Origin of the sequence: Pedobacter sp. MR22-3 (assembly GCF_026240075.1) — a bacterium.
In the GTDB taxonomy this organism is placed as follows: Bacteria; Bacteroidota; Bacteroidia; order Sphingobacteriales; family Sphingobacteriaceae; genus Pedobacter.
This window is the reverse complement of the sequence record NZ_JAPIVF010000004.1, coordinates 415,780-440,551: the sequence shown is the minus strand read 5'-3', so window position 1 is coordinate 440,551 and position 24,772 is coordinate 415,780. Positions and strand designations below refer to the sequence as shown.

Annotated in this window: 13 protein-coding genes; all 13 read left to right on the top strand. The window is 41.5% G+C overall.

The genetic code is table 11. The annotated features are described in order from the left end of the window. Positions 1–3: 3 nt before the first annotated feature. The 13 genes from OQ267_RS11630 (at position 4) to OQ267_RS11570 (ending at position 24,765) form a co-directional block, all read left to right on the top strand. Positions 4–2,946, top strand: a complete 2,943-nt coding sequence (locus OQ267_RS11630; RefSeq protein WP_265836059.1) for a M16 family metallopeptidase — start codon at positions 4–6, stop codon at positions 2,944–2,946. A 20-nt stretch (positions 2,947–2,966) separates the two neighbouring features. Beyond that, positions 2,967–5,900: a M16 family metallopeptidase gene (locus OQ267_RS11625; protein ID WP_265836058.1), complete on the top strand. Its 2,934-nt coding sequence runs from the start codon at positions 2,967–2,969 to the stop codon at positions 5,898–5,900. 355 nt (positions 5,901–6,255) lie between these two features. Continuing rightward, positions 6,256–6,840, top strand: coding sequence for an RNA polymerase sigma factor (locus OQ267_RS11620; protein WP_132401805.1), 585 nt, complete (start codon positions 6,256–6,258; stop codon positions 6,838–6,840). A gap of 110 nt (positions 6,841–6,950) precedes the next feature. Next, entirely contained in the window at positions 6,951–8,087 is a 1,137-nt protein-coding gene (locus OQ267_RS11615; protein ID WP_265836057.1) for a FecR family protein, read from the top strand. A 278-nt stretch (positions 8,088–8,365) separates the two neighbouring features. Beyond that, positions 8,366–12,040: a SusC/RagA family TonB-linked outer membrane protein gene (locus tag OQ267_RS11610; RefSeq protein WP_265836056.1), complete on the top strand. Its 3,675-nt coding sequence runs from the start codon at positions 8,366–8,368 to the stop codon at positions 12,038–12,040. Positions 12,041–12,058: 18 nt separating this feature from the next. Beyond that, on the top strand, positions 12,059–13,573 hold the full coding sequence (locus OQ267_RS11605; protein WP_265836055.1) for a RagB/SusD family nutrient uptake outer membrane protein: 1,515 nt from the start codon (positions 12,059–12,061) through the stop codon (positions 13,571–13,573). A gap of 85 nt (positions 13,574–13,658) precedes the next feature. Next, complete coding sequence (locus OQ267_RS11600; protein WP_265836209.1) at positions 13,659–14,582, top strand: ABC transporter ATP-binding protein; 924 nt, start codon at positions 13,659–13,661, stop codon at positions 14,580–14,582. Between the two features lie 12 nt (positions 14,583–14,594). After that, complete coding sequence (locus tag OQ267_RS11595; protein WP_265836054.1) at positions 14,595–17,036, top strand: Gldg family protein; 2,442 nt, start codon at positions 14,595–14,597, stop codon at positions 17,034–17,036. 78 nt (positions 17,037–17,114) lie between these two features. Then, positions 17,115–18,461, top strand: a complete 1,347-nt coding sequence (locus tag OQ267_RS11590; RefSeq protein ID WP_265836053.1) for a MutS-related protein — start codon at positions 17,115–17,117, stop codon at positions 18,459–18,461. Then, the gene (locus OQ267_RS11585) at positions 18,461–19,801 is read left to right on the top strand and encodes a MutS-related protein (RefSeq protein ID WP_265836052.1); all 1,341 of its coding nucleotides are present in this window, start codon (positions 18,461–18,463) and stop codon (positions 19,799–19,801) included. The genes OQ267_RS11590 and OQ267_RS11585 overlap by 1 nt, the downstream gene beginning before the upstream one ends. A gap of 32 nt (positions 19,802–19,833) precedes the next feature. Then, complete coding sequence (locus tag OQ267_RS11580) at positions 19,834–22,620, top strand: M16 family metallopeptidase (RefSeq protein ID WP_265836051.1); 2,787 nt, start codon at positions 19,834–19,836, stop codon at positions 22,618–22,620. Between the two features lie 326 nt (positions 22,621–22,946). After that, positions 22,947–23,516 carry an RNA polymerase sigma factor gene (locus OQ267_RS11575; protein ID WP_265836050.1) on the top strand — a complete coding sequence of 190 codons (570 nt, stop codon included), beginning with the start codon at positions 22,947–22,949 and terminating at the stop codon, positions 23,514–23,516. Between the two features lie 109 nt (positions 23,517–23,625). Continuing rightward, entirely contained in the window at positions 23,626–24,765 is a 1,140-nt protein-coding gene (locus OQ267_RS11570; RefSeq protein WP_265836049.1) for a FecR family protein, read from the top strand. Positions 24,766–24,772 lie beyond the last annotated feature (7 nt).

Here is a 24,772-nt window from a genome sequence, read left to right as displayed (position 1 = left end):
TTAATGCTGATGAGATATCGATTGGTAGTGTTCGTAATGCTGTTTCTTACGCACATGAACTTAATGGCGCAGTCCGAAAAACAATGGAATACTGGGTTTTCAGGCGGTTATACCTATAAGTATGTAAGCAATGATCCTACGAAATCCCGCTTCTATATCCTGAAAAACGGCCTTACCGTAGTCTTGTCGCAAAATACACAGCATCCGGTTATCGAGTTTCGGCTTGCGGTAAGGGCCGGCAGCAATACCGACCCGAAAACGGCGACCGGGTTAGCACATTATCTTGAACATTTACTTTTTAAGGGTACCGATAAATTCGGTACCCTTAATTATGCAAAAGAAAAACCACTCCTGGATAAAATTGATTCCTTATATGGACAATACGGGAGAACGGTAGATCCGGTAAAAAGGAAGGAAATTTACGCAGAAATTGATAAAGTCTCTGGCGAAGCCTCAAATTTTGCAATTGCCAATGAATATGACAGGATGATGAAATCAATCGGAGGCAAAACCACCAATGCGCATACGCTATATGAAGGAACAGATTATAATGAAGACTTTCCTTCCAATGCCGTAGATCAGTTCCTGGCATTACAAGCCGAGCGCTTCAGGCATCCTGTATTTCGTCTTTTTCACACTGAACTTGAGGCCGTTTATGAAGAAAAGAATAGCCTATTGGACGATGATAATGCAAAGACGGATGAAAAAGTTTTAGCCGCATTGTTTCCTACCCATAATTATGGACAGCAAACCGTAATCGGTACCATAGCGCATTTGAAAAATCCATCATTGACTGCCATCAGGGAGTATTATAACAAGTATTATGTTCCTAATAACATGGTAGTAGCTTTTGCCGGTGATTTTATTCCGGACGAAATGATCAAAAAAGTTGACCGCGCTTTCGCCTACATGAAGGCAAAGCCATTTCAGCTATATAATCCAGCCCCTGAAAAGCCATTGACCAAAGTTCAGCGGATTGATGTTTATGGTCCGAATAAGGAAAGCGTTAAGATCTCTTATAGGGGCTATGCTCAAAATACCAAGGAAAGCATGTTGCTTAAACTCATTTCAAGCATTATGTCAAACGACAAGGCTGGTATTCTCGACATTCAATTAAACCAGCAGCAAAAGGTCCAAAGCTCGGGTGCAAACTATCAGCAGATGAAAGATTATGGCGTATTTGGTATGTATGTCGTGCCTAAACAAGGACAGCGTCTGGATGAGGCTCAAAATCTATTGCTAGGGCAAATCGGACGTCTTAAACATGGTGATTTCGATGAAAGTCTTATCAAGGCTATTGTTGCCAATAACAAGCTGAATTTACTTTATGAATTTGCCGATAATGGCATGCGTGTAAATGCAATTGTTACGGAGTTTGTTCTAAACCGGGGTATAAACTGGGACAAGACCTTAAATATGCCCGAGGCGATGGCCGGAATTACCAAAAAGGAAATTGTAGAATTTTCCAACAAATTCTTCAAAAACAATTATGTAGTTGCTTATAAGCACCAGGGCGAAGATAAAGAGACCCTCAAAGTTGAAAAACCAACCATTACGCCGGTAAATACCAACCCCTCCGCAATATCAACATTTGCGAAGAATATTTACAAAATGTCCCTGAAACCAATCTCCCCCAAATTTTTAGATTATAAAAAGGATTTGAATTTGGATAAAGTAGGAATTGCCGATGTGGTGACCGTTCAAAATGTAGAGAATAGCCTGTTTAGCCTGTCTTACAAATTCGATATCGGCAGCTGGAACCTGAAGTTATTGCCTTATGCTGCGCAATACCTTAATTTTTTAAGTACCGATAAATATACCGTAGAGGAGATTAAGCGGCAGTTTTATACGATTGCCTGCGATTATAACTTTTCTGTAGAAAACGAAAGTGCCACCATTTCCATCACTGGTTTGCAGGAGAACTTTGATAAAGCCGTAAAGCTTGTCGAATACATTTTCGCAAACTGTAAAGCCAATGAACAGGCTTTGGCCGAACTTAAAAATGGGATAATTAAAGAACGGGAAAATAACAAATTGAGCAAGGAAGAAATTTTTAGGGGTATGAGCATTTATGCACAATATGGCGCAAATAATCCTTTTAACGATAAACTGAGCAATAAAGAGATTCAGAATATTTCATCAGCAGACCTGCTGTCAATTATCCACAACTTTAGTAAATACAAGCATACCATTACCTATTATGGGCCTAAAACATTAGCCGCTTTTAAAGCTGATATTGGAAAGCTTCATCCCTTGCCCGATACATTTGCTGCAGATCCAGTAGTTAAAAAGTTTAATTATACCACAATGGATAAGGCCCAGGTTTATTTTGTACCCTACAACATGGTACAGGCCGAGGTCTGCTGGGTACACAATAATGGCGGCCCTTATGATCCCACTCAAGCTGCAAAGATTAATTTGTTCAACAGTTATTTTGGCCAGGGTATGAGTTCGGTCGTTTTCCAGACCATCAGGGGCTCAAAAGCGCTTGCTTATTCTACCGGTGCCTTATATTCATCGCCTAAGAAAAAAGCTAAGGAATATACCATGTTTGCCTACCTCACCTGTCAGGCCGATAAAATGGGTTATGCCATTAATAGCATGAACGAATTGCTGAACAATTTACCAAGAGAGGATCACACGTTTGAAGTTGCTAAGGCCAATGCATTAAATGAAATAGAAACTGAGCGGATTAATAAAGAAGAGATCATCAAGGCATACTTCAGGGATAAGCAATTGGGTATCGACCACGATTCCAGGATCGAACAGTATGCAGGTTTGAAAGCATTAAACTTTTCAGATATTAAGGTATTCCATGAGCAAAAGGTTGCAAACAAGCCTTATTATTACTGCATAATGGCTTCTGAAAAAGATGTTAAAATAGAGGAAATGAAAAATACCGGCCCGGTAACCAAATTAAGCCTTGAGCAGATTTTTGGCTACTAAATTCTAGAAAAATTATTCGCATGAAATACAAATTCCTGTTGTTTGCCATACTGCAATTTGCTTGTTTCAGGCTAATAGCGCAAAAGTCTTATGAGTGGAAGGAAGCCACATCCGGCGGTTATACGTATAAGTATGTAACCAATGACCCTACCAAATCGCGATTCTACACTTTGAAGAATGGCCTCACGGTAGTATTATCTCAAAATGCCAAAGCACCGGTCGTTGAATTTAAACTGGCCGTGAGGGCAGGCAGCAATACAGATCCTAAAAATGCTACCGGTCTGGCGCATTACCTGGAGCACATGCTTTTTAAAGGAACCGACAAGTTTGGAACGTTAAATTATGCTAAAGAAAAACCATTACTCGATAGCATAGAAATATTGTATGAAAAATATCGTCAGACAGCCGATCTGCTAAAACGCAAGGAGATTTATGCTAAAATCGACCAGGTATCCGGCGAAGCGTCCAATTATTCAATTGCTGGTGAGTACGGAAAAATGATGAAATCGATTGGTGGGAAATCCAGCAATGCGCATACCTGGAATGAAGAAACCGTCTACGATGAGGATTTTTCTTCCAACGCAACCGACCAATTCCTGGCTTTGCAGGCAGAGCGTTTCCGTAATCCGGTATTCCGCCTTTTTCATACTGAACTGGAAGCCGTGTATGAAGAAAAGAATAGAGGACTGGACGATGATGACAGAAAGATTGAAGAGCAAACCTCTGCAAAATTGTTTCCGACGCATAATTACGGGCAGCAAACTACTATCGGCACCATAGCACATTTGAAAAATCCATCATTGGTAGAAATCAGGAAATATTACAATAAGTATTATGTCCCAAACAATATGCTCCTGGTTTTTGCCGGTGATTTTGTTTCCGATGAACTCATCAAGAAAATAGACCGTTCATTCGCCTACATGCAACCTAAACCATTGGAACTGTACAATCCTGCACCCGAAAAACCAATAACAAAAATCGAGCAAGTTGATGTATATGGTCCAAGTGCTGAGCGTGTTAAAATATCCTTTAGAGGAGCAGCCCAGTCGACATCCGAAAGTAAAATGTTATCCCTGATTTCGGGCATCCTGTTTAACGGGAAGGCCGGCCTGGCAGACATTAATCTAAACCAGCAGCAGAAAGTTCAGTACGCTGATGGGGGTTATCAGCAGATGAAAGATTATGGCGTTTTCAGTTTAACTGCCCAGCCTAAAAAGGGTCAGACATTGGATCAGGCCAGAGCTTTGTTGCTGGATCAGATTGCCCTGCTTAAAAATGGTGATTTTGATGAAAGCTTAATAAAAGCCACGGTAGCTAATAAAAAGCTGGATCTGTTGAAAGAATCAAGCCAGAACCGCTTCCGTGTTAATGCCATTATGCGCGAGTTCATCCTGAACCGGGGCGTTAATTGGGACAATACATTAGCTAGTTTGGATGCTATGGCAAGCATTACTAAAAATGAAGTTGTAGCTTTCGCTAAGCAATTTTTTCTTGATAATTATATCGTCACCTATAAGCATCAGGGGGCAGATAAAAGTATGGTGAAAGTTGAAAAACCACAGATAACGCCAGTTAAAACCAATGCACTGGCCACTTCTGAATTTGCTAAAGCACTGTCCCTGCTCCCTGTTAAACCCATCCTGCCTAAGTTTCTGGATTACAGAAAAGACCTTAATTTTAGCAAAGAAGGGATTGCCAATGTAATTACCGTGCAAAATACAGACAATAGTCTCTTCAGTTTAACCTATCGATTTGATATCGGCAACTGGAATTTACCCTTATTGAATTACGCAGCGCAGTACCTTCCGTTCCTGGGCACAGAAAAATTCAGTGCAGAAGAGATTAAAAGACAATTCTACAACATTGCCTGTACCTATAGCTTCAATGTTGGGACCGAAAATGCCAGCATTACCATAAGCGGTTTGCAGGAGAATTTTTATCAGGCTGTACGTTTAACCGAACAAGTCTTTGCTGGCTGTAAAGCCGATGAGCAGGCATTAACCGAGCTAAAAAATGCGATCTTTCAAGAAAGGGAGAACAGCAAGTCTGATAAAGATTATATTCAGGCTGGCCTCAAGAGCTATGCCCAATATGGACCAAAAAATCCTTTTAACACCAACTTGAGTAATGATGAAATCCGAAGCATCAGCTCAGCGCAATTGCTATCCCAGCTACACAATTTCAGTAAGTACAAACATATCGTTACTTATTTTGGCCCTGAAACGATGGACGTATTTACGGCCGGTCTAAGAAAACTCCATTACTTACCAAAAGAATTTCTCCCTGAACCTGTAGCCAGAAAATATAGCTCAGTGCTGACCGATACGAATGAGGTTTACTTTGTGAATTATGACATGGTTCAGGCTGAAGTTTCCTGGCTTCGCAACACCGAACCCTCTGATCCGAAACTGGAGGCGAAGATAGACTTGTTTAATAGTTATTTTGGTGATGGAATAGAGTCGGTCGTTGCCCAGTCTATCAGGGAATCTAAAGGACTGGCCTATTCTACTGAAGCGTTTTACCTCTCTCCCAACAAAAAAGGCAGGTTGAATGTGATGACTGCTTATGTGGGAAGTCAGGCAGATAAAATGAACGAGGCTGTAAAAAGTATGAATGAGCTGCTGGCAGATCTTCCTGAGATAGATCAGTCTTTTGAAGTTTCTAAAAATAATACATTGAACGGACTGGAAACCAACAGGATTACTGGCGAAAGAATTATTTCAGCTTATTTTGGGGATAAGAGGAGAGGTTTGGATCATGATTCCAGAATTGATTTATATGAAGGTCTAAAGCCATTAAGATTTGCAGATATTAAAACCTTCCATAAAGAACATGTAGCTGGAAAATCTTATAAGTATTGCATCATTGCTGCTGAGAAAAATGTAAAATTGGAAGATATGCAAAAGTTTGGCAGGGTGACTAAATTAAGCCTGGAGGAGATTTTTGGCTACTAGATTCAATACTTAAAGTGTGACTTTACCATCGGATGTATCGTGCTTTGTCAATATTTTAATCGCAAGCTAACGGTACGTCCGTGGTTATTTTTTAAAAAGCCGCCCAGACCTACATATTTTAACCAATGAACGAAGAAAATAATAACCATGTTCCAAATCGCCAATAGGTACTATTGTTGGCGAACCTTTTTGGAGCAACAAAGTAATGCTAATTAACGAGTGACTTAATCTTTTCGCGTCAATTCTTCTTTCATGTAGCCGATAAATTATAGCGGTTGTCACAATAACAACTCTGAATATGGGTACATCACTACGTTTCCATTAAATTTTCTTTATCTTAGTGTTAACTTAATTTATGAAATTGGTTTCCCTGGTCGACACTACTGATGATGTTCTTATTTCCTTACTTCGGAAGGGTAGCCAGGATGCCTACACTGAAATCTATAATCGGTATAAGTGGTCGTTGCATACCCATGCATATAAAAAATTAGGTGACAGGGATGCTGCTAACGATGTTGTGCAGGATTTGTTTACCAGTTTATGGTTAAAAAGGGAAGATATTTTTTTAACCACAACCTTGCCGGCTTATTTATATACATCAATACGTAACAGGGTGCTCAACATTATTGAACACCGCGTTGTGGAATCCAAATACATGGATTCATTATCAGCCTTTGCTAAAGATTTTGTGCCTCCGGCTGATCATCTGGTACGGCAGAATGAATTTAGCGCAATAATTGATAAAGAAATTGCGGCCCTCCCCGCAAAAATGCGGGAAGTTTTTGAATTGAGCCGTAAATCAAACTTAACGCATAAACAAATCGCTGAGCAACTTGGTATTTCTGAGCAAACTGTTACAAAACAAATAAAAAATGCCCTGAAAATTCTTAGAATGCGGCTCAGTTTGATTGCTTATATTATTTTAATAAGCAGAATATAGATTTTCGAATAATTTTAAACAAATATTAATTTATTTTGTTTTTGTCTACCCCTTACCCCACCAGTTTCCTGTCATGTATTTAATTAGGGATGAAAATCTGATAATTAGCTATGACAGATCAACAAATTACCTCATTAATAAAAAAATACAATGCAGGAAATGCCTCGGACAATGAAATAGCATTGGTTGAAGCCTGGTATTTACAATTTGAGCAAAAAAATGTACCACAACTCTCTATTGAGGAAAGGCAAAGCGACCTTGATAACATCTGGAAAAAACTTCCTGTTAACAGTGCGAAGGTTAGACGCTTCGGTACCTGGTACCGCATAGCCACCGCCGCTGCAATATTGCTTGCCATTATCTCTGTTGGCATTTACCTGTCAAATTACCAGGAAGTTAAACAGAATGAGGTTATTAATGAAATTTCACGGATTGCTAAGCCGGGTGGCAATAAGGCGATATTAATTTTAGGCAACGGCCAGCAGGTAGTCTTGACCGATGCGCAAAACGGTCAGGTAGCTAAGCAGGGTAGTGCTACGATTAATAAAACGGCAGACGGAAAAGTACTTTACAACATCCGTCCCGCTGCTGATAATAGCATAGAGGAACAAAATAAGATTATTACACCAGCTGGCGGTACTTACGAACTCATACTGTCTGACGGAACCAAAGTTACATTGGATGCGCATTCTTCCTTGCGTTATCCTGTTGTCTTTAAAGGTACAAACCGTAAAGTTGAACTTACTGGACAAGCTTATTTTGAAGTTGCCCATAACCAGGCAAAGCCATTTAAAGTAATCAGTAGGGGGCAAACAGTCATGGTATTGGGCACCCATTTTAATATTAACGCATATAATAATGAGGGATCGACCACTACAACCTTACTGGAAGGAAGCGTAAAGGTATCCAATGTTGGCAACAACATCAGCTTGAAGCCCGGCCAACGCTCCATTGTAAAAGGGAGTGGTGATACTTTACCAATTAGTGTAAGTAATGCTGACATAGAAACAACCATGGCCTGGAAGAATGGCATCTTCAGGTTTAAACGTGCTGACTTGCAAACCGTAATGCGACAATTTGCAAGGTGGTACGATGTTGAAGTGGCTTATGAGGGCGATGTGCCTGATGTAGCAATAACAGGTAAAGTGCAGCGCGCAGCTGACGCGTCGCAAGTGTTAACAATACTAAATAAATTAGGTATAAAATTTAAAGCCGAGGGCAGGAAGATTACGATACTGAAGAAATAAAAAATAATTAATTAAACTATCAACCACCTAAAAACCAAACCAACATGACCCACTATTTACGACAACCAATCTAGCTGCACAGGGGAGCCATAAAAAACCGCAGCTGTGTTGACGCACAGCCACGGAAGCTTTTGGACTAACCCTTCCCGTTTCCGGGAAAACAAATTTTGAACTGAGTTTAGTGTATTAATCCAAACATCACAAATGTAATGAAATTTCGTGCTATATTAATAGCTGTGCCTGTGGCATGGCCTAACCTTCAACAACTCCTTAGAATTATGAAGTTGTCAACACTATTGCTATTAATCGGTCTACTACAGGTCAGTGCAAAAAGCCTCAGCCAAGTAACCCTTAATGAGAAACACGCACCTTTAGAAAAGATTTTGCTAAAAATAGAAAAGCAAACAGGCTATAACTTTATTTATGATGAGGATAAATTAAAGGTTCCTTTTATAAGTGTAAGTATAAATAACGCGCCTATTGAAAAAGCGCTCGACGCTTGTTTTGCGGGTTTGCCAGCTACCTATTCCATCGTAGGTAACAACATCATTTTAAAGCCTGCCACGGCATCAGTTATAGAAAAAATTAGATCGTTTTTATTCTCTGCTGTCCCAGTAAGAGGTATTGTGACCGACACTTTAGGTAATCCACTAAGCGGCGCAACGATTTTTTTTATAAAAAAAGCCAACGGCCAGCGGGTGCGTAATCCCCGTAACTCAGTGGCTCTGGCTCCTGTTGTAGTCAAAGGCAAAAATGGGGAACTGGTTCCTGTTCAAGAAAAGTCACCTGTTACCTCCGGCGACATAAACTACATTACTGACACAAAAGGGAATTTTAATTTTGACGCAGAAGTGGGGGATGAGTTAGGCGTATCGTATATCGGATATCAACTAGCGACATTTAAGGTTACTGAAAATACGCCATTTCAAAATATTGTATTGCGTGTTAACACCCTGCAACTGGTTGAAGTTCAGGTTCAAACTGGTTACCAAAAATTATCAAAAGAACGTGCTACAGGCTCGTTCTCGAAGCCAGATATGAAAGTTTTCGCAAATCGTTCAAGTTCATTAGACCTGGTGAGCAGGTTAGAGGGGCAAATACCTGGAATGCTACTTACACCTTATTCGGTAAATGGCTATGATTCCGATCCGACTACAGGAGCGAAAACACAAAGGGCTGTGATAAGGGGTGACAACAGCATTCGCTTAAAGTCGCAGCCTTTGTACGTTGTAAATGGCGTAATTGTACCTGATTTTAGCGTAGTAAACCTTGATGACGTCGCAGATATTACCGTACTAAAAGATGCTGCCGCCGCCGCTATCTGGGGAGCACAAGCTGCAAACGGGGTAATAGTTGTAACAACTAAATCGGGAGGAAAGAACCAGGATTTAAAAATCTCCTATAACGGGTTCGTTAATTTTGACGGCAAGCCTGATTTTGATTATGCACGCAAAAGATATTTAAGCAGCAGCCAGTACATTGACGTTGCCAAACAACTATTTGATCCGGTAACCTATGACTATAGCTCGATAAACAGCCCTTATAACTTTTATGGTCCTATTGCACCAAGTTTGCAGGTGCTTTATAATCAAAACCAGGGACTAATATCGGCAGCAACTGCAAGTGCGCAGTTAGATAGTATGGCCAGAATAGATAATTCCAGCCAGGTTAAAGATTTGTGGTACCGCAATGGCTACACCACAAACCATACGCTTTCCGCTTCGGGAGGTACTCGTACCTATTCGGTTTACGGATCTTTAGGTTATGCCAATTCGCGATCCTCAACAATAGGTTCCGGTAGCACAGCCTATAAAATAAACCTCAGCCAATCCTTTACGCCTAATGATCGTTTTTCGTTCTCTTTGAATACACAACTGGCTAATAACCTTAATTCATCAAAAGGAGGCCTCACAATTGGAGCTGATGTTTTACCTTACCAGTTGTTCAAAGATGCAAACGGGAACAACATCAACTTGCCATACCTATCAGGCTGGACGCCCGATGTGATTAAAGATTTTTCTGCACAAAGTGGCATCGATATGGGAACCTACCAACCTTTTGACGAGTTAGGTTATACCAATAATAAAACGAATTCTTACGTTGTCAATGTGGTCGGTAACGCAACCGTAAGGTTATGGAAAGGACTGCAATATCTGGGTACCTATGGCTATTCTGTATCGCCAACGTCAATGATATTTAGCAGGGACAATAAAGCCTACAGTTACCGTAAACAATTGCTTAATAACACTTTTGCAGGCGACCCACCAACCTACCTTATCCCCGTTGATGGCGAATATTACGAAGCAGCCAATAACAACCAGCGTCGCTGGACCGTGCGTAACCAATTGTCTTATAACTATTCTGGCAGAGGCGGTAAAGACCTGTTATCGATACAAGGCGGACAGGAAGCGAATGAGTTATTGAGCACTGGAAGTATCAAATCGATTTATGGCTATGATGCACAACTGCAATCCTACCCATTACTGGATTATTATACATTAAACCAGGGTGTGTTCGGAACTATTGGTGGCTTTGGCGGTTTTGTAAATCAGCCATTTAAAGATGAACAGACGACAACCAGGTACAGTTCTTACTTTGCATTGGCCAGCTACACCTTAAACAACAAATACAGCCTTGATGGAAGCTGGAGAACAGACCATAGTAATTTATTCGGTAGCGATGTATCTGCCCAAAACAAGCCTTCTTACAGCGCTGGTGTTAAATGGAACCTTAAAAACGAGCAGTTTATGGAGGGGATTAAGTGGCTTGACGCACTGGCCCTGCGTGGTACATACGGCGTCATGGGAAATTCTCCATATTTAGGTGCCGCCGCTACTGTTTTTGACGTATTAAGGGCAGAAACAACCAATTATCAATATCCGCTTATTGGCGGTCCCGCTTACCAGCTGGCAAGTGCGCGAAACAGCAAACTAAGCTGGGAAGCTACGTATACCACTAATATCGGTATTGATTTCGCCGTTCTAAAATCACGCCTTTCTGGTTCTGTTGAATATTACCACAAAAAAACAGTTGACCTACTCGGCGACGCTCCGGTTAACTATTTTACAGGTTCAAGCACTTCAACGGCAAATCTTGGCAAGATGCTTAACAAAGGTCTCAATATAACCCTTAACAGTCTAAATGTTACATCCAGAAACTTTACCTGGCAGACCAGCCTCAATTTGGGCCGCAATACAAATAAGATAGTCGAATATGAAATACCTACAAGTTCTCAACTTGCGCCAATTAACTTAATAAGCGGAACATCTATAGTTGGCTATTCCCGTAATTCGCTTTTTGCCTATCAGTATGCCGGGTTGAATGACAAGGGTTACCCGCAGGTATATTTAAAAGACGGCTCAATTACCTCCGACCCCAATAAACCTACACGGGATGACCTGATATATATGGGTACTACCATTCCTAAACTAAATGGCGGTATAAGCAATAATTTCAGGTACAAACAATTTCGTCTTGCGATAAATATGTATTACAGCCTTGGCGGGTTAATGCGCAGAGATGTGAACCCGACTTACAATGGCTTTATCAGTACAACAGGCAATTTGGGCGGAAATTTGAATGTTGAGTTTTTGCAACGCTGGCAAAAGCCGGGAGATGAAAAAACCACCAACATCCCAGGCTATCTATCCTCAGAACCCTATGGCGTTCGCAGTACCCAGTTTTACACCGCTGCTGATATTAATGTAGTAAGTTCTTCTTACCTGAAGTTAAACGATGCATCGCTTAGTTATGACCTTTCTCCCGGCGTTTTACGCTTGTTAAAAATTGAAAGCGCGTCATTACGCGTACAGCTAAACAATGTTTTGCTCTGGAAAGCAAACAAATTTGGAATCAATCCCGAATTTCAGGACCCTAATGCTTACTACGGCGGCACACGTATAATGCCGGTTAATCAGCATACGATTACTTTGGGTGCTAACATTAATTTCTAACCAATAACAGAAAAGAAGATGAAAATATACAAATATGTCATAGCCACCACTTTCGCCCTGTTCTCCCTTATACTGGGTTCCTGCAAAAAGAGCTATCTGGAAGTAATACCAAAGGGAAACATTGTGGCTGTTACCTACGACGATTATAACAAGTTAATGAACGGCTCTAATTTTTATATGCTTGGAGGAGGAAACGTTGGTATTTATACGCCTGCAGCGATTATGGGTGATGAGGTTTCGGCCGAGGCTTACGCTTATAATATTCCTTATTCGGCTTATCCGGGCGCACGGGCAATGTTTCAATGGGAGGCAGATGTTTTTACGTTGGTAGATCAGCCAAATGACCGCAATTCAAGCAGAGCCCAGTTCATGTCATTTTTATTGGGTAATCTATATACCATCAATAAGATCATAAATGAGGCAGCAAGTTCAACAGGTGGGACCGAACAGCAAAAAGTGCAGCTTAAAGCTGAAGCGATGGCGCAGCGGGCGTTCACGAACTTTCAACTGGTAAATTATTTTACTAGACCCTATAATGCAAGTACAGCTGGTTCAGACCCAGGTTTCCCAATTATCAAAACAGCCGATATAACTGTTGCAACTTTCGACCGGGGGACTGTTCAGGGAAACTATGATTTCATGATCAGTGATCTTACGGAGGCTATTGCTAACCTGCCTGTTCAGTCTGCTGTGCAAACCCGCATTTCAAAAGGCGCTGCTGAGGCGATGCTGGGGAAAATATACCTGTTCATGGGTAAATATAACGAAGCCCTAACTATGCTAAACAAGGCATTTACAGATATGGCTGCAATGAAGACCCCACCGACTTTATATGATTATAATGTAACGATGGCTTCTGGCGGATCATTCTTACCTATCGATCCTTACTATGGTCCGAATTCACCCTTTACAAACGCAAGTGATACTAAAGAATCTCTGTGGGCAGTGTTTACCTATGCAGGTACCTATGGTGGTAACCAGTTTCCGACAGATTTTTTAACGATACCGTCAAAAACAATTGGATTGTTTTCCGCGAACGATTGGAGGTTAAAGTTCTACTCCAACCTAAGGTCGGATCAAAAAACAGAGATTCCTGGTGGCAGATTGCAGAGGACCAACCTAAAATTTATACGCATTGGAGTAGAGTTGCCTGATCTGATACTGTTGAGGGCTGAAGCAGAGGCCCGTACCGGAAATCTATCCGGCGCAGTGGCCGACGTTACGACTTTACGCACACACCGGATTCCAGCTGCTGAGGCTGCCGTTCCGGCTAGCGTAACGACAGATAATGTTGCGCTGGTTAAATTTATTATTGAGGAAAGGATCAGGGAATTTGCTGTGGAGGGGCATCACTGGTTTGATATGCGACGCCTGTCAACCGATCCGATATTTTCCGGACAGCCGGCGGCGCAGCACTTTCTTTATACTGATGCTACGCAAGCCACCACTTACACGCTGACGCCAAACAGGCTCACGTTGCGCCTGCCCCCAAGTTATGTTGTCCAAAATCCGGGCATGGTGAACAATCCATAACGGTAAAATAATTCAAGAAAATGCCAATCCGAAATGGTCTAAAAACCATTCCGGATTGGATTATTATATATTAAAGAAAAATAAATTGAAGCAAAGCATTGTAAAAATAGAAAACCTTTCGCACCGTTACAGCCGTGACTGGGCCATTCGCGATATTAATTTTGAGATAGACAAAACCGGTATTCTGGGTTTGTTGGGTTCAAACGGTGCAGGCAAATCAACGACGATGAACATTTTATGCGGCGTGCTTAACCAAACTGAAGGCAATGTTTATATTGATGGTATAGACATTAGACAGCAACCCGAAGAAGCCAAAAAACTATTAGGTTTTCTGCCGCAAAATGCACCGCTTTACCTGGAACTTACGGTAGGCGAATACCTTACTTATTGCGGCGAAATCCGAAATATTGACAAGCGTAATATCGCAGGTTCCGTAGCCGAAGTGATGGAGAAATGTGGGCTTACTCATTTTAAAGACCGTTTGCTACGTAACCTTTCCGGAGGGTACCGTCAGCGTGTGGGCATAGCCCAGGCCATTATACATAAACCCAAACTGGTGGTGCTGGACGAGCCAACGAACGGACTAGACCCGAACCAGATACTGGAAGTGCGCAAATTGATTAAGGAAATAGCCGAAGAACGTGCAGTGATATTTTCCTCACACATTCTTTCGGAAGTTCAAGCCATATGCCGCGACATCAGAATGATTGAAAATGGCCGAATGGTATTTGCCGATACCATGGACGCTTTTAACAATTATATTATGTCTGATACCATGCTGGTGTCTATGGATAACCCGCCATCTATGGAGGAACTGGGTGCCGTAGATGGAATTACTGGTGTAGATCAGCTTAATGACCGCCGCATCAGGTTGCGATTTAATGCCTCGCCAGATATAACCAAAAAGATAATTACCATGAGTGTGCAGAAAGGCTGGGAGCTCAAAGAAATCATGTTAGAAAAAGGCTCACTTGATGAAGTCTTTGCACAATTATCAAACAAAAAATAAGAAGATTATTAAATGAGAAAGATATTTAAAATAGCCAAGTTAGAACTCAGCATCCTGTTTTATTCGCCTGTGGCTTGGTTAGTGCTTACCATATTCATGATACAATGTGGGTTTACCTTTTTAGATAACCTCCAGCAAATACGTACCACACTGTCTTTGGGCTATCAAACTACGCCTATAACCGGTGCACTATTCAATGGTCAATACGGACTGTTTAGCGCGATGCAAGGATATATTTACCTGTATCTACCTATTTTAACCATGGGCCTGATGAGCCGGGAAACCAGTAGTGGTTCCATTAAACTTTTACTGTCATCGCCGGTTAAACTAAGTGAAATCATTTTAGGTAAATACTTCGCCATTATAACCTACGGTTTAACGCTAATCGCGATATTGCTAATTTACGGACTAATCGGCGCTCTTTTTGTTGTTCATCCTGATTTTGGATTGATACTTTCAGGTCTTTTCGGACTGTATCTGCTGATCTGTACCTATGCTGCTATCGGCCTGTTTATGTCATGCCTCACTACCTATCAGGTAGTTGCTGCTATAAGTACACTGGCCGTATTTGCTGTTATGCGCTATGTTGGCGTTATAGGTCAGGAATACGATTTCGTGCGTGATCTTACCTATTTTCTTTCTATATCAGGTCGTACTGAAAAGATGCTTGCAGGACTTATTACCACTAAAGACGTTATTTACTACCTCATTATTATCACATCATTTTTAACGCTGTGCGTATTAAAATTAAAGAATCAACGGGAGCGTAAGCCCTGGTCAGTTAAAGTTGGCCGTTATGTGGCACTGGCGGTTGTGGCTTTAACATTTGGCTATATTACATCCAGACCATTATTTACGGGCTACCTGGATACCACCGACCGTAAATCTCTGACCATTGGCAAGCCGAGTCAGGAAATTGCCGGAAAGATTGAAGGCCCTTTAAAAGTTACAACTTATGTAAATATGCTTGCGCCAAACTTGTATAATGTGTTGCCGCAATCCAGAAATATGGATTTGGGCAGGTTAGAAAGCTACCAGCGTTTCATACCGCGTATGGATATGAATTACGTTTACTACTATCAAAAGCCTGTTGATACCAATTATTATACTTTCAAGTATAATCCCAACCTGAAGGGCGTTACTGACGTTGATAAAATCGCCGAACAAACGGCAATAACCACAGGCATTGATCCCGACCGGTTTATGCCTCCCGCTCAGTTGCAAAAACAGATTGATCTTAAAGATGAAGGTTTCCTGCTGGTACGAAAATTGGAATATAAGGGTAAAAGCACCTATCTGCGTTTTTATATGAATGAGCAGGATTCATATGCGAGTGAGGCGGAAATGAACGCCGCTTTGAAAAGGTTAATTATGCCCGCATCAAAGGTTATTTTTATAACGGGTAACAAAGAGCGGGGCATTGACAGCCCGGTCGATCGGGATTACCAATCGTTTAGCAGCTTAAAAACCCGTCGTAATGCACTGGTGAATCAGGGTTTTGATGTTGATACATTAAAACTGAATAAAACGGACATTCCAGAGCACACCGATATTGTCGTAATTGGCGATCCTACCATTCCATTTACCTCGGATCAATTGGCTAAAATTACAGCTTATATTAACAAAGGCGGCAATATGCTGGTTGTTGGTGAGCCCGGTAGACAGCAATTACTTAACCCTTTGTTGAAGCAATTGGGTGTGCAGTTGAAGGGTGGTATACTGGTTAAACCAGATAAAATGCTTACTCCTGGTTTCATCAACGCTAAATTGAATAAATCTGCCGTCGAAATAGATTCAAACCTGGCGAGAATGCAAAAAGTCGGTCTTACTGTAAGTGTGCAAGGTGCCGCCGCAGTTGATTATCAGCCTACCGGCGGTTTTAAAATTACACCCCTGTTAATGAGTACTGCAGGTGGCTGGAATAAAATGTTTGCGCCGGGCAGTATTAAAGAAAAGACTGCTCCGGTCAAAGCAAATGGCACAGCATCACCTTCCACTTTAGGTGGTGGACTCGTAGCGGCATCCGGGGGCGACGCATCGTCTGATGTACCCGTGCCGGTTAATGTAGGCTCGCTCGATCTCTCAACAGCGGACCTGAGTTTTAAAGCAGATGAGGGTGATGAAAAAGGAATTTTCCCCATTAGTGTTGCCCTTAGCAGAGTTGTCAACGGTAAACAGCAGCGCATAGTTGTATCGGGAGATGCCGATTTTGCAAGCAATGGCGGATTATCGCGGCCAAAAAGCAAGTATAATGAATACTATTTACAAGGCCTTTTTAGATGGTTTAGCAATGGCGCGTTTCCAAGCGATATTACCCGTCAGCCTGCAAGGGATATGGATATCAAAATATCCCGTGGACAAATAACGGGATTAATGTGGTTGTGCAAAGCGATTATCCCTGCCATTATTGCCATTATAGGTGCCATCGTATTATTTAAAAGAAGAAGAAGTTAGGTTGATGATTGGTGGTAAAGGGAGCGGTAGTAGAAGGCCGTCTCCCCGCACCGCTATTAACAGTTAAAACATAATGCAATGAGTTTTAATACCGATAAACAAACACTCAACGACCTGAATATTATAGGCAAGCCTGGCACCGATTCGGTATACAGCCTATATAATAATACCTATACCAGGGGTGGGGCAGATATACTGGAGCAAATGTTCCTGTACCCGCTTAGCGATGCACAGTCTATTAATAGCCGAAGCGCAACTATTCAGTACTTCAATGATATTAAGGCGAAATTTCCGTTTAAAACCGATTTGCTTGATGGTGCCGAGATTTACCTGGCCATGACCGATGAGCGTACTAAGCTTAGGCATGATGACAACAACATCAGTCGTAAAATAGGCAACCTTATATCCGCTGATGGTGATTATAAAGTAATATACAATGGCATAACAGCCATCATTCAACTGCTGCATACCCTGAATAATTTTATAACGGAAATTAGATCTTCAGCAATAAATACCCCTTACCACGAGGAGCTAGCCCAAATGTCGGCTTTGTTGGCCGATCCTGGCATTGCGCCACTGTTAACCTTGAATCAAACAGTGAAAATATCCCACGTGGAAATTGTGGATCATGATAACCTGCTGCGCTTTACCCTTCGCCTCCAAATAAAAGAACTGCTTAACTGTATTTATCGGCTGGACGTATATATATCCATCGCCGAAGTGGCCTTGAAACATAACTATGTATTCCCGATGGCGGTAGCAGGCAAACAACACGCTGTAAAGTTTAGCGGCGTTTACCATCCTTTGGTTAAAAATGCCCTTGCCAACAGCATTGACATCAGTCCTCAAAATAACATTGTTTTTTTAACGGGGGCTAATATGGCGGGTAAATCAACTTTTATGAAAACTTTAGGAATAGCGCTTTACCTGGCCCATATGGGCTTTCCGGTGGCTGCCCGGAAAATGGAATTCTCGGTGATGGACGGCTTATATACCACCATCAATCTGCCTGATGATCTGAGTAGCGGTAACAGTCATTTTTATGCGGAAGTGCTGCGGGTTAAAAAGATAGCAAAAGAGTTGGGTGCCGGCAAAAACCTGTTTGTTGTTTTTGATGAACTCTTCAGGGGAACCAATGTTAAAGATGCTTACGAAGGCACTATTGCCATTACAAAGGCCTTTGCCGAAAAGCGCAACTGCATATTCGTGGTATCTACCCACATTATAGAAGCGGGGGAAGTGTTGCGGAAAGATTGCAGCAACATCAACTTTGTTTACCTGCCTACGCTTATGGAAGGAAACCAACCAGTTTATACCTATAAACTAGAGCAAGGCATCACTGCCGACAGGCATGGAATGATCATCATCAACAATGAACGGATACTGGAAATTCTTGGTAGCCGCAAAAATAAAACAGGAGTATAATGAGTTTTTTTGCAGATAAACAAACGCTGAATGACCTGAATATTCCGGGCAGGCATAAAAATAATTCTATTTCGCGGTTATTTGACGAGGTGATAACCGAAGGCGGAAGAAAGCTGATGGAAGAAATGTTTCAACGCCCGCTTACAGATGCAGATGCCATCAATAAGCGCAGCAGCATCTTTAAATATTTTACCGGCAATAACATTAAATTTCCATTTAGCCAGGCCGAGTTTGGTGTAATGGAAAATTACCTGGCTTCGGGTAGCAACAGCAACCGACTGGCCATTGGTATGGGGGTTATTTCAAAAAAAGTAATGCAGGTAGCCGCGCAGGGTACAGCTTATCAACAGCTTCATGACGATGTATGCCAAACCGTAGCATTGCTGAATCGCTTTAGCGCTTTTGCCACAACCCTGCCCGATGTTGAAAGCCCGTATAAAGACGATATAAAAGCAATAAATACCATTTTTGAAGACAAAGATTTGATTTGGCTTAAGCAGGAAAATGACTTTGCAAACCTTAGCTTACTGAACGTTGTAAAATACGATCATTTGTTGCGAACACGCCTGCACGGGCAAATGAAATACCTGTTGCAGTTGATGTGTCAGCTGGATGTTTATCTAGCCGTGGCAACTGTGGCCGCCCGGATGGGATTTTGCTATGCCAAAGCATTGCCAAAACACCACAATACCTTATCCGTTACGCGGCTTTTTCATCCAACCGTGCGTAACGCTGTTGGAAATGCGCTTTCGATGGATAAAGGGAATAACGTTATTTTCCTTACAGGAGCAAATATGGCAGGCAAATCTACATTGATGAAAGCCTTTGGGATTAGCTGTTACCTGGCACACATGGGTTTCCCGGTTGCTGCCGATGAGATGACCTTCTCTGTAAAAGACGGTCTGTTTTCTTCCATTAACGTATCCGATAACCTGGATATGGGTTATAGTCACTTTTATGCCGAGGTGCTGCGTGTAAAAACAGTTGCGGAACAGGTTGCTGCAGACAAAGACCTGATCGTGATATTCGATGAGCTTTTTAAGGGTACCAACGTTAAGGATGCCTATGATGCGACATTAAGTATAACCGAAGCGTTTTCTACCAATCGCAATTGTTTCTTTATAATCTCTACCCACATTGTTGAAGTGGGAGAGGCGCTAAGAGAACGATGCCCTAATTTTCGCTTTACCTACCTGCCAACAGTAATGGAAGGTACTGTTCCCAGGTATACTTACCGTCTGGCAGAAGGTATAACGGCCGACAGACACGGAATGATGATTATAGAGAACGAAGGTATCCTTGATATTATCAGGGGGAAAACCTCCGAAACAAAACAATAATATAACAACAAAATATTCAACTCCTAATTTTGATGAACCTAAGAAAACTTTTTTCTACAACCTTTATAACGGTTTTGTGCTACACAAGCCAGGCGCAAAACTTACCTTTTGATGCGGCGGTGCGGACCGGAAAATTGCCTAATGGCTTTACTTATTACATCCGCCACAATGAAGAACCTAAAAACCGGGTGGTATTTTATCTTGCCAACAAAGTAGGCTCGGTATTAGAGGATGATGACCAGCAGGGCCTTGCTCACTTTATGGAGCATATGAGCTTTAACGGGACCAAAAATTTCCCGAAGAATGAATTGGTAGACTATCTTCAAAAAACAGGGGTCAGGTTTGGCGCCGACCTGAACGCGACTACCAATTTTGATGAAACCATTTATCAGTTACCTATTCCTTCCGACAAGCCGGAAATTGTACAGAACGGTTTGCAAATTATGCGCGACTGGGCACAGGATGCTACACTAGACCCCGCCGAGATAAATAAGGAGCGCGGTGTTATACTGGAAGAGAAACGTATTGGAAAAGGTGCAGCGGACAGGATGCGGAGTAAATATTTTCCAGTAATGTTAAATAACTCTGTTTATGCAAAACGATTGCCAATTGGTACGGAAGAAGTATTAAACAATTTTAAACCCGAAACCCTCAAACGTTTTTATCATGACTGGTACCGGCCTAATCTGCAAGCGCTCGTTGTAGTAGGTGATGTTGATGTAGATGCAATGGAGAAAGCCATTAAAGCTAAATTCAGTGACCTTAAAAACCCGGTTAATGAAAAGCCAAGGCCAGCATTTAATATCCCGCTAAGTGGAAAAGATCAGTTCATTGTAGTTACGGACCCGGAAGTTACAGCGACAAATGCGGAGGTGATGATCAAGCAGCCTAAATTGGAATTGCATACAGCTGCAAATTACCGGGAGTTCATTGTTCGCCAGTTGCTGAATAAGATGTTGGGCGAAAGGTATGCCGATTTGCAACGCAAGCCTAACCCTCCATATTTGCGTGCCGGGGCGGGGGTAAACGGCTTTATCGCAAATTTAGACAATTATTCCGTATCGGTAACCGCAAAACCAGGTGAACTGGAAACCGGCTTTAAGGCCGCGTGGCGCATAAGCGAACAGGCAAAACGGTATGGCTTTACAACTTCTGAGCTGGAACGTGTGAAACTTGCTTACCTAAATCAGACAGAGTCAGCCTTGAAAGAGAAAAATAAAACCCGGTCTGATAGCTACGTTAAGGAATATGTAGAATATTTCCTGCATGGCACGGCAGCGCCAGGTATTGAATTTGAATATACACTGGTTAAGGACGCACTTTCAAAAATAAACCTTGATGAGTTGAATGCCTATATTAAAACCGTTATCAAGGGAACCGGCAGGGACGTACTCATCATGGCTCCTGATAAGGAAAAGGCTTCTTTACCTTCAGAACAGGTTTTTATGTCGTGGATCAAGGCCGTGGAAAGCGAGAATTTAACCGCTTATCACGAAGAAACAAATAATTTAAGTTTGTTAGATAAATCACCGGTTGCCGGAAAAATTGTTAAAACACTACATGATAAAAAACTAAATATTACAACCATATTTTTGAGCAATGGCATTAAGGTTTTATTAAAACCGACTGATTTCAGGAATGACCAGATATTGTTTAACGGCATTTCGGCGGGCGGCACTTCACTATATAGTGATGCCGATTTCCAGTCAGCCAACGCAGCTAACCTCGTTCCGTCTTTTGGAGCAGGTAATTACAATAATGCTCAATTGTCAAAATATCTGTCAGGTAAACAATTTGGTGTTCGCCCATCTATTGGCGAACGCCAGCAAAGTATAAGTGGCAGCAGTAACGTGAAAGATCTTGAAGCGGCGCTGCAGTTGATGTATGCCTATTTTAAACAACCGCGTAAGGATACGGTCTTATTTAAAAACTACGTTTCACGTACCAAAGCCTCGCTTGCGAACAGGATGAATGATCCCGCCAGCGTATTTAATGATACGGTCAGCGCGGTATTATCTAATCATAACCTGCGCAGGGCTTCTCCGACAATTGCCACACTAGATAAGATTAACCTTGAAAGGGCATTTACCATTTACAAAGAACGTTTTGCCGACGCCTCGGGTTTTACCTTTGTGTTTACAGGCAGCATTGATACTACGGCAATTAAGCCTTTATTGGAGAAATATGTAGCCAGCCTGCCTGCGCTTAACAAAAAAGAAAAGGCAAAAGATCTGCACATCAATATTCCCGCAGGATTAATAACCAAGACCGTTCACAAAGGAACAGAGGCCAAAGCCAATGTGATGCTGGTTTTCTCAGGATTGTTTGATTACAGTTTCGCTAATGATTTGAAATTGGATGCCTTGAAAGAAACTATTGAGATACGACTGATAGAGCGGTTAAGAGAGGAAGAAGGAGGCGTTTACTCGCCCAGTATTCGTGCACAAACAAGCAAATTGCCGCAGGGTAGGTTTAATTTAACCATATCCTTCGGATGCGCCCCTATGAATGTTGAGAAATTGATAACTTCTACCCTTGATGAGGTAAATAAGATCAAAAGTAACGGCCCATTACAGGTTAACTTAGATAAATTTAAAGCAGAAACGCAACGTTCTATTGAGCTTCAGCTAAAATCCAACAACTTCTGGCAAAATTATCTGCTTGGCCAGGTTCAGAATAATGAGCCGCTTGACGCTGTTAACGAATATAGTAAAGATGTTAGTAGCATGACTACTGAAGATATTAAATCGATGGCTAACAAATATTTAAACGGTAAAAACTTCATAAGATTGGTGTTGCTGCCTGAAAAAAGCAATTAGGAAATGGCACGATTAAATATCGGTAAATTCTTTAAATCAAGATTGGTTTAAAAAACTTCCTTATTCTGCTATAATAATCAGTTATAAAAACACCTGCTCCGAAGATGCAGGTGTTTTTTTATTGAAAACTTTGAAGATAGATTAATGGAGGCTTAACATCATGTTTAGCATTCCAAGATCGAACCGATTTGATTGTTAGATATATCCCGTCTCTCTGGTTAACTGCTGGTTTTTTTCTGATGCATCATACGCTTAAATAGAAAAGCAATTTATAAATAGTTTTATCTTTCCCTGAACTTTGACTAAATTCGGTTAACGATAAAATATTGACATCCCTGAACACCCTTTCCGACGAACTGTTAATTGAGCTCCTGAAATCAGGTGATAAGGATGCCTATATTGAAATATATGACCGGTATAAAGGTATCCTTCAGCAGCACGCGCTTAGAAAATTAGGTGATTTGGACGAAGTGGAAGACCTGATCCAGGAATTGTTTATTTACATCTGGGATAAAAGGAGTACATTATGTATTACGTCCGGTTTATCAGCATACCTTTTCACAGCAGTCCGTAACCGTGTTTTTAACGTCTATGCGAAAAAAAAGCGGGAAGCGAATTACCTGACCTCATTACAGGAATTCATAGATGAAGGTGCTTATACCACAGATCTGATTTTAAGAGAGAAGGAGTTCAGGGAACTGATTGAAAAGGAAATAGCAGCATTACCGCCCCGCATGAAAGAAGTATTTCTTTTGAGCCGGGATGGATTTCTTACCCACAAACAAATCGCGGCGCAGCTTGGTACTTCAGATTTAACTGTTACCACTCAGATCCGTAATGCCTTGAAAATTCTCCGTTTGCGCTTGGGTTCTCTATTCCCTTTGCTCTTATTTTAGGCAAGAAAGATTTTATTTATAATTTCTTAACTTTATTTTAATAGCCAATACCAGTATCGGTACATTTCAATTGTCATGTATTTAATTGCGATAAAACCAAACAATTAGAATGCAAAAGACTGAAGCGGAAATTGTATTACAAAAGTATCTTGAAGGAAGTGCAACAAACGATGAAAAGGCGCTTCTGGAGGCCTGGTATTCAAAAAGCGAATTTGCAGGTGCTTCTGATTTCACATATGAGGCGAAACTGCTGCAGTTAGAACGTTTACGTTCAAATTTAAAAGCACATATTGATAACAGCGAAATAATAAACTTACCTAAAAAAGTTAATATCTGGCCGCGTATAGCGGTTGCGGCCTCGCTCTTATTATTTATATTTTTTGGCGCATACTTTTTAACTGACAAATCCAATAAAACCCGGCAACTTTCTGTTCAGCAAAGCCAAGATATTCCCCCTGGAGGTAATAAGGCCATACTTACCCTGGCTAACGGAGAAAAAATTGCCATAGGCAGCGCCAAAACAAAAGCACTTGCTTTTCAGGGGAATACGAGAATAGACATTGGGGCCGCTAATGAGGTAAGCTATCATACCGACCGTAGTCAGTCCAACAATACCATACAATACAATACGTTAACCACTCCCCGCGGCGGTCAATATCCCTTAACTTTGTCTGATGGTACCAAAGTCTGGCTTGATGCAGCTTCTTCCATTACCTTTCCGGTAGCCTTTACAGGCGATAACAGGGAGGTTCGGATTACCGGTCAGGCGTATTTTGAAGTAGCCCATAATCCCAAAAAGCCATTCAAGGTGCGTACAAACGACGAAATCGTAGAGGTGTTGGGTACTCACTTTAATATCAATACCTACCCCGATGAACCTTCTTCAAAGACCACCCTGTTTGAGGGTAGCGTAAAAATAACAACGCAAGACAGTAAGAAGTTCCTCAAACCTGGCCAACAAGCACAGATCAAAGATGGCCAAATTAGTGTGGTTAATGATGTCGATATGGATGAAGCCCTGGCATGGCACAATGGCTTGTTTCAATTTCATGATGCTGACATCCAGACTGTAATGCGCCAATTGTCTCGTTGGTATGATGTAGATATCAGCTATGAAGGAACAATTACGAATCGCCGGTTTTCAGGTAAGATCCAACGAAATATAAGTGCGTTAAAGCTTTCAGATATCCTAAGCTATAAAGAAATAAATTTCCGTATTGAAGGAAAGAAGATTATAGTCACCCCCTAAGAACCAA